Here is a 12,909-nt window from a genome sequence, read left to right as displayed (position 1 = left end):
ATGGCGACCGTATTGAAAAAAACCGATGTGGCGATCGTTGGCTTCGGCTGGGTTGGCGCGATCATGGCCAAAGAGCTGACCGAAGCGGGGCTCAACGTCGTCGCGCTGGAACGCGGTCCGATGCGCGATACCTGGCCGGACGGCGCTTATCCGCAGGTTATCGATGAGCTGACCTATAACATCCGCCGCAAGCTGTTCCAGGATCTCTCTAAAAGCACGGTGACGATTCGTCACAACACCAGCCAGCAGGCGGTTCCCTACCGTCAACTGGCCGCCTTCCTGCCGGGCACCGGCGTTGGCGGCGCGGGTCTGCACTGGTCCGGCGTGCATTTCCGCGTCGATCCGATCGAACTGCGTATGCGCAGCCACTATGAAGAGCGCTACGGCAAAAACTTCATTCCCCAGGATATGATCATCCAGGATTTCGGCGTCACCTACGACGAACTGGAACCGTTCTTCGATAAAGCGGAAAAAGTCTTTGGCACCTCCGGTACCGCCTGGTCGGTCAAAGGGAAGGTTGTCGGTAAAGGCCGCGGCGGTAACGCCTTCGCGCCGGATCGCTCGGACGATTTCCCGCTGCCGGCGCAGAAAAATACCTGGTCGGCGCAGCTGTTTGAAAAAGCGGCGCTGGAAGTGGGCTATCATCCCTATAACCTGCCGTCAGCAAACACCTCCGACTCCTATCTCCTATACCAACCCGTATGGCGCGCAGATGGGGCCGTGTAACTTCTGCGGTTTCTGCAGCGGCTACGCCTGCTATATGTATTCGAAAGCCTCGCCGAACGTGAACATCCTGCCGGCGCTGCGCCAGGAAAAACGCTTTGAACTGCGTACCAACGCCAACGTACTGAAGGTCAATCTGACTGACGATAAATCCCGCGCCACCGGTGTGACCTATGTCGACGGTCAGGGCCGTGAAATGGAACAGCCGGCGGATCTGGTGATTATCGGCGCCTTCCAGTTCCATAATGTGCATCTGATGCTGCTTTCCGGGATTGGTAAACCGTACAATCCTGAGACTGGCGAAGGGGTGGTCGGGCGTAACTTCGCCTATCAAAACATGACCACTATCAAGGCCATTTTCGATAAAGATACCTTCACCAACCCGTTCATCGGCGCGGGCGGCAACGGCGTCGGCGTCGATGACTTCAACGCCGATAACTTCGATCACGGTGCGGCGGGCTTCGTCGGCGGTTCGCCGTTCTGGGTTAACCAGGCGGGGACCAAGCCTATCTCCGGCCTGCCGGTGCCTCCGGGTACCCCGGCGTGGGGCAGTAAGTGGAAATCGGCGGTGGCCGACACCTACACGCACCACCTGTCGATGGATGCCCACGGCGCGCATCAGTCCTATCGCCAGAACTACCTCGATCTTGATCCGAACTACAAAAACGTCTTTGGTCAGCCGCTGCTGCGCATGACCTTCGACTGGCAGGAAAACGACATCAAGATGGCGCAGTTTATGTTCGATAAGATGGCGCCGATCGCCAAAGCGATGAAGCCGAAATATATGCTCGGCAGCCCGAAAAACGCCAATAGCCACTTTGACACCACCAGCTACCAGACCACCCATATGAACGGCGGCGCGGTGATGGGCGAAGATCCGAAGACCAGCGCGGTGAACCGTTATCTGCAGAGCTGGGACGTGCATAACGTCTTTGTCATCGGCGCTTCCGCTTTCCCGCAGGGGCTGGGCTACAACCCGACGGGTACCGTTGCCGCGCTGGCCTACTGGTCGGCGAAGGCTATCCGCGAACAGTACCTGAGAAATCCGGGTCCATTGGTGCAGGCATAAGGGAAAGCAAATCATGAAAATGCAATGGTTATCGGCACTGGTTCTCGGTGCGTTAAGCTGCGCGGCGTTCGCCGAAGAGGCGCCCGCGGACAGCAATCTGATTAAGCAGGGCGAATATCTGGCGCGCGCCGGCGACTGCGTGGCCTGCCACACCAACGGTAAAGAGGGCAAACCTTTTGCCGGCGGTTTGCCGATGGAAACGCCGATCGGCACCATTTATTCCACCAACATCACGCCGGACAAAGCGCACGGTATTGGCGGTTATACCTTCGAAGAGTTTGACGACGCGGTGCGTAAAGGCGTGCGTAAAGACGGCTCCACGCTCTATCCGGCGATGCCGTATCCTTCCTTCGCCCGTATCAACGAAGCGGATATGCGCGCCATGTACGCCTACTTTATGCACGGCGTGGAGCCGGTGAACGTTGCCAACAAAGACACGGACATCCCGTGGCCGCTGTCGATGCGCTGGCCGCTGGCGTTCTGGCGCGGCATCTTCGCCCCGACGCCGAGCGACTTTGTCGCCAATCCGCAGGTGGATCCTGTACTGGAGCGCGGCCGTTACCTGGTGGAAGGGCTTGGCCACTGCGGCGCCTGCCACACCCCGCGTAGCCTGACGATGCAGGAAAAAGCGCTTAGCGAAAGCGAAGGCGATGATTACCTGGCGGGTAGCAATGCGCCGATTGACGGTTGGGTGGCTTCCAGCCTGCGCGGTGAAAATCGCGACGGTCTGGGGAGCTGGAGCGAAGCCGAGCTGGCCGAGTTCCTGAAAACCGGGCGCAATGATAAATCCGTGGTCTTCGGCGGCATGAGCGACGTGGTTGAGCACAGCCTGCAGTATCTCTCGAATGACGATATCACCGCTATTGCCCGCTATCTGAAGTCGTTACCGCCGCGCGGCGGTAAACAGACGCCAGCTCCGGTTGAAGATAGCGTGGCGAAAGATCTGTGGAAAGGCGATGACAGCAAAACCGGCGCGGCGCTGTACGTCGATAACTGCGCCGCCTGCCACCGTACCGACGGCGTCGGTTATAAACGCGCGTTCCCGTCGTTGAAAGGCAACCCGGTGGTACAGACTGAAGATGCGACCTCGCTGATTCACATCATTCTGACCGGCAACACCACGCCGGCGGTGAAGGATGCGGTCTCGAACCTGACCATGCCGTCGTTCGGCTGGCGCCTTGACGATCAACAGGTCGCGGATGTGGTCAACTTCATCCGCACCAGTTGGGGCAACAACGCGCCGCCGGTGAGCGCCAGCGATGTGGCGAAAGTACGTAAAGATAAGTCGATGATTCGCGATGAGAAGGCGTTAGGTAACGCCGACGTCTCGAAACTGCCGGCTGCTGCAGAGTAACTGGGCCGGGGCGGGGCACTGGATTCGCCCCGCCTGAGGTAAAAAACGTGATGACACCTGAACAACAGGGGACACAGCCATGATGCCGGAACTGGGCAACTATCTGCTGTGTCTGGCGGCGGGGCTGGCGCTGCTGCTAAGTATCTTTCCGCTATGGGGCGCGGCGCGTCAGGAACGATGGCTGATGGCATTAGCCCGGCCGCTGGCCTGTGCGCTGTTTATCTGCATCATCGGCGCGTTTGCGCTGCTGGTGCATGCCTTTGTAATCAATGATTTCACCATCCGCTACGTGGCGGAAAACTCCAACACCGCGCTGCCGGTGTGGTACCGGGTGGCGGCCACCTGGGGAGCGCACGAAGGCTCTTTGCTGCTGTGGGTGCTGCTGCTCAGCGTGTGGACGTTCGCCGTCGCGCTCTTCAGCCGGCAGATGCCTTCCGACGCGGTGGCGCGGGTGCTGGCGGTGATGGGGATGATCGCCTTCGGTTTCCTGCTATTTATCCTGTTCACCTCCAATCCGTTCAGCCGCAGCCTGCCGCTGTATCCCGTAGATGGCCGCGATCTCAATCCTATGTTGCAGGATATCGGGATGATTTTTCATCCACCAATCCTTTACATGGGCTACGTTGGCTTCTCGGTGGCCTTCGCCTTCGCGATTGCGTCGCTGCTGGCGGGGCGGCTGGATACCGCATGGGCGAGATGGTCGCGCCCGTGGACGCAGGCGGCGTGGATGTTCCTGACACTTGGGATCGTGCTGGGCTCGGCGTGGGCCTATTACGAACTGGGCTGGGGCGGCTGGTGGTTCTGGGACCCGGTGGAAAATGCCTCGTTTATGCCGTGGCTGGTTGGCACCGCGTTGCTGCATTCGCTGGCGGTAACCGAAAAGCGCGGCAGCTTCCGCGCCTGGACCGTGCTGCTGGCGCTGGCTGCGTTTTCGCTGTGCCTGTTGGGGACTTTCCTTGTGCGATCTGGCGTGCTGGTATCGGTGCACTCCTTTGCCTCCGATCCGGCGCGCGGGATGTTTATTCTTGCCTTGTTGACCCTCGCGATTGGCGGCTCGCTGCTGCTGTATGCGGTGAAAGGTGGGCGAGTGCGGGCGCGAGTGGAACATACGCTCTGGTCGCGCGAGTCGTTCCTGCTTGGCAACAATATTCTGCTGATGGCCGCGATGCTGGTGGTGCTGTTAGGCACGCTGCTGCCGCTGGTGCACAAAGCGCTGGGTCTGGGGACGATATCGATCGGCGAACCGTTCTTCAATACCATGTTCACCGCGCTGATGGCGCCGTTTGCGCTGCTGCTGGGGCTGGGGCCGCTGATTCGTTGGCGTCGCGACCAGCCGGGTAAACAGCTTAAACGACTGGCGATATCTCTTCTGGTGACGTTGTCACTTTCTCTGGCGTTGCCATGGCTGCTTCAGGACCGCATCACCGCGATGGCGGTCATCGGCCTGATGATGGCGCTGTGGGTGCTTATCTTTGCGCTGATTGAAGTCCACGAGCGGGCCACGCATCGCCACGGTTTCTGGCGCGGCCTGCGTACCTTAACGCGCAGCCAGTGGGGCATGGTTCTCGGCCATGCCGGCGTGGCGGTAACCGTTATTGGCATCACCTTCAGCCAGAACTACAGCATCGAGCGCGATGTCCGCATGCGGGCTGGCGACAGCCTCGATATTCATCGTTATCACTTCGTCTTCAAGGGCGTGCGTAATATCGTCGGGCCGAACTGGAGCGGCGGCGAGGGCGTGATTGCCGTCAGCCGCAACGGTCGCCCGGAAGCCACGCTGTATGCTGAAAAACGCTTTTACACCGCCAGCCGGATGATGATGACCGAAGCGGCCATCAGCGGCGGGTTTACCCGCGATCTTTACGCCGCGCTGGGTGAAGAACTGGATGATGGCAGCTGGGCGGTGCGTCTGTACTATAAACCGTTCGTGCGCTGGATCTGGTACGGCGGCGTACTGATGGCGCTGGGTGGGCTCTGTTGCATGCTCGATCCGCGTTACCGCCGGTCGCGGCAACAGAAAACAGCAGCGGATCGCAATGACATCAACCGCTCGCTGTACCAGTCCCGACTGCGCGAACTTGAGCAGGAGCGTACTGATAGTAATGAAGCGATGATCGTCGAGCTGCAACGTACGTTGTTGGCGGATATTTCGCCGCAGGAACCGACGCGCGTTCGGCCGCTTAGCCGCTGGTTGCTGTTACCGGGGGCGCTATTATTGGTTTTCGTCAGCGGCGGGCTCTATCTGAAAACCAGCGATGTGGGTCAGGTGCTGCTGTGGCGACAAAGCGAGCGCCATTATCCCGCGCTGCTGGCGCAGGCGAAAGATCCGACCGCGGCGCCGCTGCGGATGGATGAGTTGGCCCAGTTGAGGCTTGGGCTGCGCAGCCATCTGCAGGATAGCCCTGACGATCTCGCCGGCTGGCAACTGCTTGGGCGGCTTGGCCTGCTGCTAAACGATGGCGAGACGGCGATCGGCGCGTTCGGGCGGGCGCATAAGCTGGCGCCGGATGACCCGGCGGCAAGTTTTGATTACGCCAGCGCGCTGGTACGGGCGGGCGATAACGCGCAGATGCGGATGGGCGAGCTGTTGCTGCGCGAGCTGCATCAGCGGCAGCCGAAAAACCTGCCGGTGCTGGAGATGCTGGCGCTCAGCGCGGTACGTAATGAAGACTATCCGCAGGCGGTAGCGGCGCTACAGCAGCTGCTGATGTTGTTGCCGGAGGGCGATGCCCGCCGCGAGGCGATTGCCCGCCAACTGGCTCAGGCGCAGCAGGCTCGGTAGTAGATACTGTTAGCGGTTGGCAACGGTTTTGTCGCACAGGGGTTTTCCCGGAGGCGGCGCGTTGCGCCTTCTCCGGGCTACCAAATCGCACAGCGCTGTAGCCCCGGTATGCGGCAGCGCCACCGGGGGGTTGGAGGCCATTGGTACCGGCAGTTTCAGCCAGCATGGTGAATAAATTAAAGGCAGGCCGTACGGACCGTAGATACTGTTATCGGTTGGCAACTTTTTTGTCGCACAGGGGGTTTCCCGGAGGCGGCGCGTTGCGCCTTCTCCGGGCTACCAAATCGCACAGCGCTGTAGCCCCGGTAAGCGGCAGCGCCACCGGGGGTTTGGAGGCCATTGGTACCGGCAGGGCCGTAGGCCGGGTAAGGCGTAGCCGCCACCCGGCAAAATAACGGCGTAATAGACGAAAAAAAGCCCCTGCGAACAGGCAGGGGCAAACCATGTCAGAGCTTATTTTTTATTAATTGAATACCATGCCGCCATCGATCAGCAGCGATTGACCGGTCATATAATCGGAATCCGGGCTGGCAAGATAAGAGACGCAGGCGGCAACATCTTCTGGCTCTGACAGGCGACCGAGGGTGATGCGTTTGGCGAATTCGGCGGTGCCATAGCCCAGAGGTTTACCGGCCGCTTCGGAGACCTGACGATCGATCTCGGCCCACATCGGCGTTTTCACAATCCCCGGGCAGTAGCCGTTGACGGTAATACCCAGCGGCGCCAGGTCGCGGGCGGCGGTTTGCGTTAAACCGCGTACGGCGAATTTGCTCGAGCTGTAGACCGCCAGTTCCGGGTTGCCCACGTGGCCGGCCTGCGAACAGGCGTTGATGATTTTGCCGCCGTGACCCTCTTTTTTAAAGGCATCGATTGCCGCCTGAATCCCCCAGATCACCCCTTTAACGTTGATGTTGTAGACCTTGTCGACAATCTCCGGCGTAATGGATTCGATAGGCGTCGATGGCGCAACCCCGGCGTTGTTGACGATGACGTTGAATCCGCCCAGCGTTTTCCGCGCCTGTTCGACGGCGGCAAACACCTGCTCGCGGTCGGAAACATCGACTTTGACCGCGATGGCCCGGCCGCCGTGCTGATTGATTTCATCCGCCACGGCTTTTGCAGTGGCGTCATTGTAATCGGCGATCGCCACGGCAAAACCGTCCTTCACGAGGCGTAACGCGATAGCTTTACCAATGCCCTGACCGGCGCCGGTGACAAGTGCGACTTTTTTCATTTCCATTTCCTTTTGTGATGACTTAAAGAATCTGACTCAGGTGTAGCTGGCCCATCAGCAGCGGGTTATCGCGATAATCCACGGGGATGGCGACCACCGCCGGGCCGTCGACGTCCATCGCCGCGCGTAGCGTCGGCTCCAGCGCATCAGCGCTTTCCACCGCAAACCCTTTCGCGCCGAAGGATTCGGCATAGGCTTTAAAATCCATTGGCCCGAACTCGACGCCGGACAGGCGTTGATATTTTTTCTCTTCCTGGATAGCAACCATGTTGTAGCCGTTATCGACCCAGATAAGATGCAGGATGTTGGCTTTCAGGCGGACCGCCGTTTCCAGTTCCATACTGGATTGCAGAAAACCGCCATCGCCGGAGACCGAGACTACTTTGCGCTGCGGATTGACCAGCCAGGCCCCGATGGCCCACGGCAGGGCGACGCCCATGGTTTGCTGACCGTTGGAGATCATCACCTGACGGGCGCGGAAGCTGTAGAGATAGCGGGCGATCCAGATATGGAAGCTGCCCATATCGACCGTCAGCGTGACGTCGCTGTTGACGATATCCTGCATGGCGCGAACGATGCGCAGCGGGTGCAGGGCGAACTGATTCAACTGCGCTCCGCGGCGGTCAAGCAGTTCCCGCTGATGCTGGCGGTCGTGGAGGATTTCAGCGGCCTGCGGCGAGAGCACCAGCCGATGAGCGATATTTTGCGCCAGCTTGTTCAGCGTGCCGGCGATGTCGCCCACCAGCTCGACATCCGGCGTGTAGTTACGCTCTTCATAGGCGGGCAGTACGTCGATATGTACCAGCGTCGCGTTGCCGCTGTTCCACATCGCCGGTTCGTATTCCACCGGGCTATAGCCGATGCAGATAACCAGGTCGGCCAGTTGCAATAAGCGGTCACCGGCCTGATTGTTAAACAGCCCGACGCGCCCGGCGAAGCGCGAGAAGTTATCCTGATTGACCGCCCCGGCGGCCTGATAGGTGCTGGTGACCGGAATATGGCTGGTTTCCAGCAAACGATGCAGCGCGGCGCTGTTTTCCGTCTGGCTGGCCATCAATCCAAGCAGGAACACCGGATTCTTCGCCTGGGCAATCAACTTCGCAACCTGATTGATTGCCTCGTCAGGCGCGGCGCCCATCTGCGGCGCGCTGCTGGCGGGCAGCACTTTGCCGGTCGCCGGACCATCGACGACATCCTGCGGCAAGCTGACGAAGGCGCTGCCCGGGCGCCCCTGCTCGGCGGCGCGAAAGGCATTAGAAACCACTTCCGCCAGCGCATCCGGCGAGGTCACTTCCACGGCGTATTTGGTGACCGGGCTGAACATCGCCACCGTGTCCATACTCTGATGCACCTGTTTGGCTTTATCGGCGCGTTTGACCGCGCCGCCCAACGCCACCACCGGGTCGCCTTCGCTATTAGCGGTGGCCATGCCGGTTATCAGGTTGGAACAGCCCGGACCGGAGGTCACCAGCGCGACGCCTGCTTTGCCGGTAATACGCCCGACCGCGGCGGCCATAAAGGCGGCATTGGCCTCGTGGCGCACTGGAATAATGCGGATTGAGGAGTCCAGTAATGAGTCGAAAACCTTATCGATTTTAGCGCCGGGGATCCCGAAGACCTGGCGTACGCCTTGCGCTTCCAGTTGGCTGACGACCAGATCGGCGCCGTGCGCCCACTGGCGCAGCGGATACTGTTTGTCCATGTGAACCTCCTAACTTTCTACTGAACGGATGGCGGCATCGAGATTGTCGGGATGCAAATTGGCCTGCAGGAACGCGCTGTCGGCGGGAAGGTCGATCATCAGCTTATGAATTTCGCCGAAGGTCAACACCCCATGGTCGAGCTGGTAGTCCAGCAGGTGGCCGCCGCCCTGGCGGTCATCGGTGATAAAGTGTTCGTGATAGCCGGCGACGTTAATTCCCTGCATATGCTGCGGGGTACGAAAGCCGACCAGTACGCCGTCACGCTGGTTAAAGCGGAACACCGGCTGATCGTCGAGTACGTCGGTCATCGCCCGGTAGGGCGGCGTCTGACGCGGCACGGTGCGGGTATGGGCGTGGCGGAAATGACCATCGATTCGCAGCGCGCAGAACAGATTGTCGGAAGGGATTTGCTGGTCAATGACCTCATGCAGCTGCTGGCGGCTGACCGGATGGTCAAAGGTTTTACGGTACTGCGGCTGAAACCAGGTCATTACCGCAAACGGGGTTTTCTGTTCCGGACGCGCTTTACGCGCGCTGCCGTCGGCACGCAGTTGATAAACCTGGCTGCTAAACGCGATCAGCTCGCCGTCGAGTTCATTAAATGTGCCGAGCCCGAAATCGCCGTGCTTCAGCAGGTCCGCAATGGTGGTGGTACCTTCGTAGACGCCGCTAAGCAGGGCGCTCATCAGCGAAGTTTGATATAGCACGCTATCGGGATGCTGGGCGGAAAACGCGCGTAGTGTTTCACACAGACTCTCTTCGCAGGTGCAATCTGAAGCATGATTCATGAGCCACTTCCTCGTTCAACAAATATAAGAAAGGTTAAATAAAGGTTGACCCGATTCAGCTCACAGTTCCAATATAGAAATCATGCTGGTTTGAGACGTTTTCGATATGGAACTTCGTTATCTACGCTATTTTGTCGCCGTCGCCCGGACGCGACACTTCACCCGGGCCGCGAAAGAACTGGGTATCTCACAGCCACCGTTAAGTCAGCAAATTCAGCGGCTTGAACGTGAAGTTGGCACCCCGCTGTTGCGTCGGCTAACCCGCGGGGTGGAGCTGACCGAAGCCGGGGAGTCCTTTTATGAAGATGCCTGCCAAATCCTCGCGCTGAGCGATGCGGCGCTGGAAAAGGCTAAGGGCATTGCCCGCGGCATGAACGGCAGTCTGTCGTTAGGTATTACCAGTTCTGATGCTTTCCATCCGCAAATCTTCACCTTGCTGCACCGTTTTCAGCTAGAACATCCGGGCGTCGCCCTCCATCAACAGGAAGGCAACATGGCGAATTTGATGGCGGCGCTGAGCGAGGCGGAGATCGATATCGCCTTTGTCCGCCTGCCGTGCGAAAGCAGCAAGGCGTTTAATCTGCGTATCATTGATGAGGAGCCCATGGTCATCGCGCTGCCGCGCGAGAATCCATTGTCAGCGGAGCCGACGCTGGCGCTGGAGCAGCTGCGGGACGTCGCGCCGATCCTCTTCCCGCGTGAAGTGGCGCCGGGTTTGTATGAGCTGGTGTTCAATAGCTGCCTGCGCGCCGGTATTGACATGAACCGCGCCAGACAATCGTCGCAGATTTCATCGTCGCTGAGTATGGTAAACGCCGGATTTGGTTTCGCGCTGGTGCCGCAGTCGATGACCTGTATCGCGCTGCCCAACGTCAGCTATCAATCGATACAGGGGACGCCGGTCAAGACCGATATTGCCATCGCCTGGCGCCGTTTTGAGCGTTCGCGCACGGTGAAGCGATTTTTGGAGATGTTCTAATTCCCGGGGCGCATAGCGTGACCCAACGGAGATACGCTGACCTTTTCTCCGTTGGGTTAGCGTTACTGCGCCACCCAGCCGCCATCCATATTCCACGCCGCGCCGCGAACCTGCGCGGCGGCGTCGGTGCATAAAAATAGCGCCATTTCCCCCAGTTGCTGAGGCGTCACGAATTCGCCGGAGGGTTGTTTTTCGGCAAGCAGCTGCGCTCTGGCCTGCTCCGGGTCGGCCCCCTCGGCGATACGTTTATCGATCTGCTGCTGAACCAGCGGCGTCAGCACCCAACCGGGGCAAATCGCGTTGCAGGTAATGCCGGTACGCGCGGTCTCCAGCGCCAGCGTTTTGCTAAAACCAATCACCCCATGCTTAGCGGCGACATAGGCGGATTTCTCTTTCGAGGCGACTAACCCATGCACGGAGGCAATATTAATAATCCGCCCCCAGTTGCGCTCGCGCATGCCCGGCAGCGCCAGGCGGCTGGTGTGGAAAACGCTGGACAGATTTATCGCCAGAATATCGTTCCATTTTTCCACCGCGAACTGCTCCACCGGCGCAACATGCTGGATACCGGCGTTATTAATCACAATATCGACGCCGCCAAATTCGCTTTCGGCATAGCGCATCATGGCTTCAATTTGCCCTACGTCGCGCAGGTCGGCATCGTGATAGCCGGGAATTTTACCCAGCGCGGCAACCTCGGCTCGCGCGCTCGTGCTGTCGCCAAAACCATTCAACACCAGCTGCGCGCCGGCCTGCGCCAGCACTTTGGCAATGCCTAAACCAATACCGCTGGTGGAGCCGGTGACCAGCGCTGTTTTACCGTTTAAATTCATTTCATTACTCCTTACATCAGGCATCAGACAATGCCGGTTAAATAGAACACGGCAATGACAAACAGAACCGCGAGGCTTTTGATAAGCGTAATGGCGAAAATGCCGCCGTAAGCCTGGCGATGGCTTAAGCCGGTGATTGCCAGCAGCGTGATGACGGCGCCGTTATGCGGCAGGGTATCCATGCCGCCGCTGGCCATCGACGCGACGCGGTGCAGTACCTCAAGCGGGATATTGGCGGCGTGCGCGGCGGCCACGAAGGTATCTGACATCGCCGCCAGCGCGATGCTCATTCCGCCGGAGGCGGAACCGGTGATCCCGGCCAGTACGGTGACGCTTATCGCCTCGTTTAACAGGGGATTGGGAATAGCTGTCAGGGCTTTCGACAACACCAGGAAACCCGGCAGGGCGGCAATCACCGCGCCGAAACCATATTCCGAAGCGGTATTCATCGCCGCGAGGATCGCGCCACCCACCGCCGTACGGCTGCCTTCCGCCAGACGGCCGCGGATATTGCGAAATCCGAACAACAGCACCACGACGATGCCGGACAGCAGCGCGGCCTCGACGGCCCAGATAGCGGTGATTTTGCCGACCTCGGTGACGATGGGTTTGGCAAGCCCAGGCAGGGTCAGCTCGTGGCTGGCGCCATACCACTGCGGGATCCAGCGGGTAAACAGCAGGTTCAGCACGCCGACCAGCAGCAGCGGGGCAATGGCGATCAGCGGATGCGGCAGATTGATGTTATCCGGCGTCTGCGGCTCGTTTTGCAGATCGGTACCGTAACCCTCGCCATTCGCGAGCGCTTTACGCCGCTGTCGTTCCAGCCACAGTAAACCGAAGGTGATGATAAACAGTGAACCTATCAACCCAAGCCAGGGGGCGGCCCAGGCGTTGGTGCCAAAAAAGCTGGTGGGGATAATGTTCTGGATCTGCGGGGTGCCCGGTAGGGCATCCATGGTGAAAGAGAACGCGCCCAGCGCGACGGTTGCCGGGATCAGCCGTTTCGGGATACCGCTCTGGCGAAACAGTTCGGCGGCAAAGGGATAGACCGCAAACGCTACCACGAACAGCGAAACGCCGCCGTAGGTCAGCAGGGCGCAGACCAGCACGATCACCGGGATCGCATGTCGCCGCCCGAGAATTTGAATCGCGGCGGCGACGATGGAGCGCGAGAAGCCCGATAGTTCAATCAGCTTGCCAAAGACGGCGCCGAGCAGGAATACCGGAAAATAGAGCTTCACGAAACCGACCATTTTTTCCATAAACAGGCCGGTAAAGGTGGGGCCTACCGCGCTCGGGTCGGTGAGCAGAACCGCGCCAAGCGCGGCGATAGGGGCAAACAGGATAACGCTGTATCCACGATACGCAGCCAGCATCAGTAATGCCAGCGCGGCCAGGGCGATCAACACACTCATTACGACTCCTCACTATCATTGTTATTGTC

8 protein-coding genes and 2 pseudogenes are annotated in these 12,909 nt (G+C 59.6%); 5 read left to right on the top strand and 5 right to left on the bottom strand.

Going from position 1 to position 12,909, the window contains the following annotated elements:
- From PGR23_RS15275 to PGR23_RS15260, 4 genes and pseudogenes are all read left to right on the top strand, one after another.
- Nucleotides 1-1,792, top strand: a pseudogene (locus PGR23_RS15275) (GMC family oxidoreductase).
- Nucleotides 1,793-1,802: 10 nt separating this feature from the next.
- On the top strand, nucleotides 1,803-3,146 hold the full coding sequence (locus PGR23_RS15270; RefSeq protein ID WP_161799854.1) for a c-type cytochrome: 1,344 nt from the start codon (nucleotides 1,803-1,805) through the stop codon (nucleotides 3,144-3,146).
- A gap of 79 nt (nucleotides 3,147-3,225) precedes the next feature.
- Nucleotides 3,226-5,385: pseudogene (gene ccmI, locus PGR23_RS15265) on the top strand (c-type cytochrome biogenesis protein CcmI); the annotation flags it as partial.
- A gap of 18 nt (nucleotides 5,386-5,403) precedes the next feature.
- The gene (locus PGR23_RS15260) at nucleotides 5,404-5,928 is read left to right on the top strand and encodes a tetratricopeptide repeat protein (RefSeq protein WP_430915640.1); all 525 of its coding nucleotides are present in this window, start codon (nucleotides 5,404-5,406) and stop codon (nucleotides 5,926-5,928) included.
- Nucleotides 5,929-6,391: 463 nt separating this feature from the next.
- Here the strand turns inward: PGR23_RS15260 and PGR23_RS15255 are convergent, their stop codons facing one another.
- The 3 genes from PGR23_RS15255 to budA are packed head-to-tail and all read right to left on the bottom strand — an operon-like array spanning nucleotide 6,392 to nucleotide 9,653.
- Nucleotides 6,392-7,162: a (S)-acetoin forming diacetyl reductase gene (locus PGR23_RS15255; RefSeq protein WP_315710175.1), complete on the bottom strand. Its 771-nt coding sequence runs from the start codon at nucleotides 7,160-7,162 to the stop codon at nucleotides 6,392-6,394.
- A 22-nt stretch (nucleotides 7,163-7,184) separates the two neighbouring features.
- On the bottom strand, nucleotides 7,185-8,864 hold the full coding sequence (gene alsS / locus PGR23_RS15250; protein WP_396279738.1) for an acetolactate synthase AlsS: 1,680 nt from the start codon (nucleotides 8,862-8,864) through the stop codon (nucleotides 7,185-7,187).
- Between the two features lie 9 nt (nucleotides 8,865-8,873).
- Nucleotides 8,874-9,653, bottom strand: a complete 780-nt coding sequence (budA, locus tag PGR23_RS15245) for an acetolactate decarboxylase (RefSeq protein ID WP_015705188.1) — start codon at nucleotides 9,651-9,653, stop codon at nucleotides 8,874-8,876.
- Nucleotides 9,654-9,759: 106 nt separating this feature from the next.
- Between budA and PGR23_RS15240 the strand changes: the two genes are divergently transcribed.
- Entirely contained in the window at nucleotides 9,760-10,632 is an 873-nt protein-coding gene (locus PGR23_RS15240) for a LysR family transcriptional regulator (RefSeq protein ID WP_315710180.1), read from the top strand.
- A 62-nt stretch (nucleotides 10,633-10,694) separates the two neighbouring features.
- Here the strand turns inward: PGR23_RS15240 and PGR23_RS15235 are convergent, their stop codons facing one another.
- Both PGR23_RS15235 and PGR23_RS15230 read right to left on the bottom strand, forming a co-directional pair.
- Entirely contained in the window at nucleotides 10,695-11,465 is a 771-nt protein-coding gene (locus PGR23_RS15235; protein WP_315710182.1) for a 3-hydroxybutyrate dehydrogenase, read from the bottom strand.
- Between the two features lie 23 nt (nucleotides 11,466-11,488).
- Nucleotides 11,489-12,880 carry a GntP family permease gene (locus PGR23_RS15230; protein ID WP_045397687.1) on the bottom strand — a complete coding sequence of 464 codons (1,392 nt, stop codon included), beginning with the start codon at nucleotides 12,878-12,880 and terminating at the stop codon, nucleotides 11,489-11,491.
- Between the last annotated feature and the right edge of the window lie 29 nt (nucleotides 12,881-12,909).

Source organism: Klebsiella sp. 141162 (assembly GCF_050600755.1).
GTDB classification, from domain to species: Bacteria; Pseudomonadota; Gammaproteobacteria; order Enterobacterales; family Enterobacteriaceae; genus Klebsiella; species Klebsiella aerogenes.
The sequence above is the reverse complement of the archived record's forward strand: the minus strand, read 5'-3'. Positions and strand labels throughout refer to the sequence as shown.

Excerpts from the sequence above, each read along its gene's own strand:
- PGR23_RS15230 (WP_045397687.1), bottom strand. The coding sequence starts at position 12,880 with ATGAGTGTGTTGATCGCCCTGGCCGCGCTGGCATTACTGATGCTGGCT.
- budA (WP_015705188.1), bottom strand. The coding sequence starts at position 9,653 with ATGAATCATGCTTCAGATTGCACCTGCGAAGAGAGTCTGTGTGAAACA.
- alsS (WP_396279738.1), bottom strand. The coding sequence starts at position 8,864 with ATGGACAAACAGTATCCGCTGCGCCAGTGGGCGCACGGCGCCGATCTG.
- PGR23_RS15255 (WP_315710175.1), bottom strand. The coding sequence starts at position 7,162 with ATGAAAAAAGTCGCACTTGTCACCGGCGCCGGTCAGGGCATTGGTAAA.
- PGR23_RS15235 (WP_315710182.1), bottom strand. The coding sequence starts at position 11,465 with ATGAATTTAAACGGTAAAACAGCGCTGGTCACCGGCTCCACCAGCGGT.
- PGR23_RS15240 (WP_315710180.1), top strand. The coding sequence starts at position 9,760 with ATGGAACTTCGTTATCTACGCTATTTTGTCGCCGTCGCCCGGACGCGA.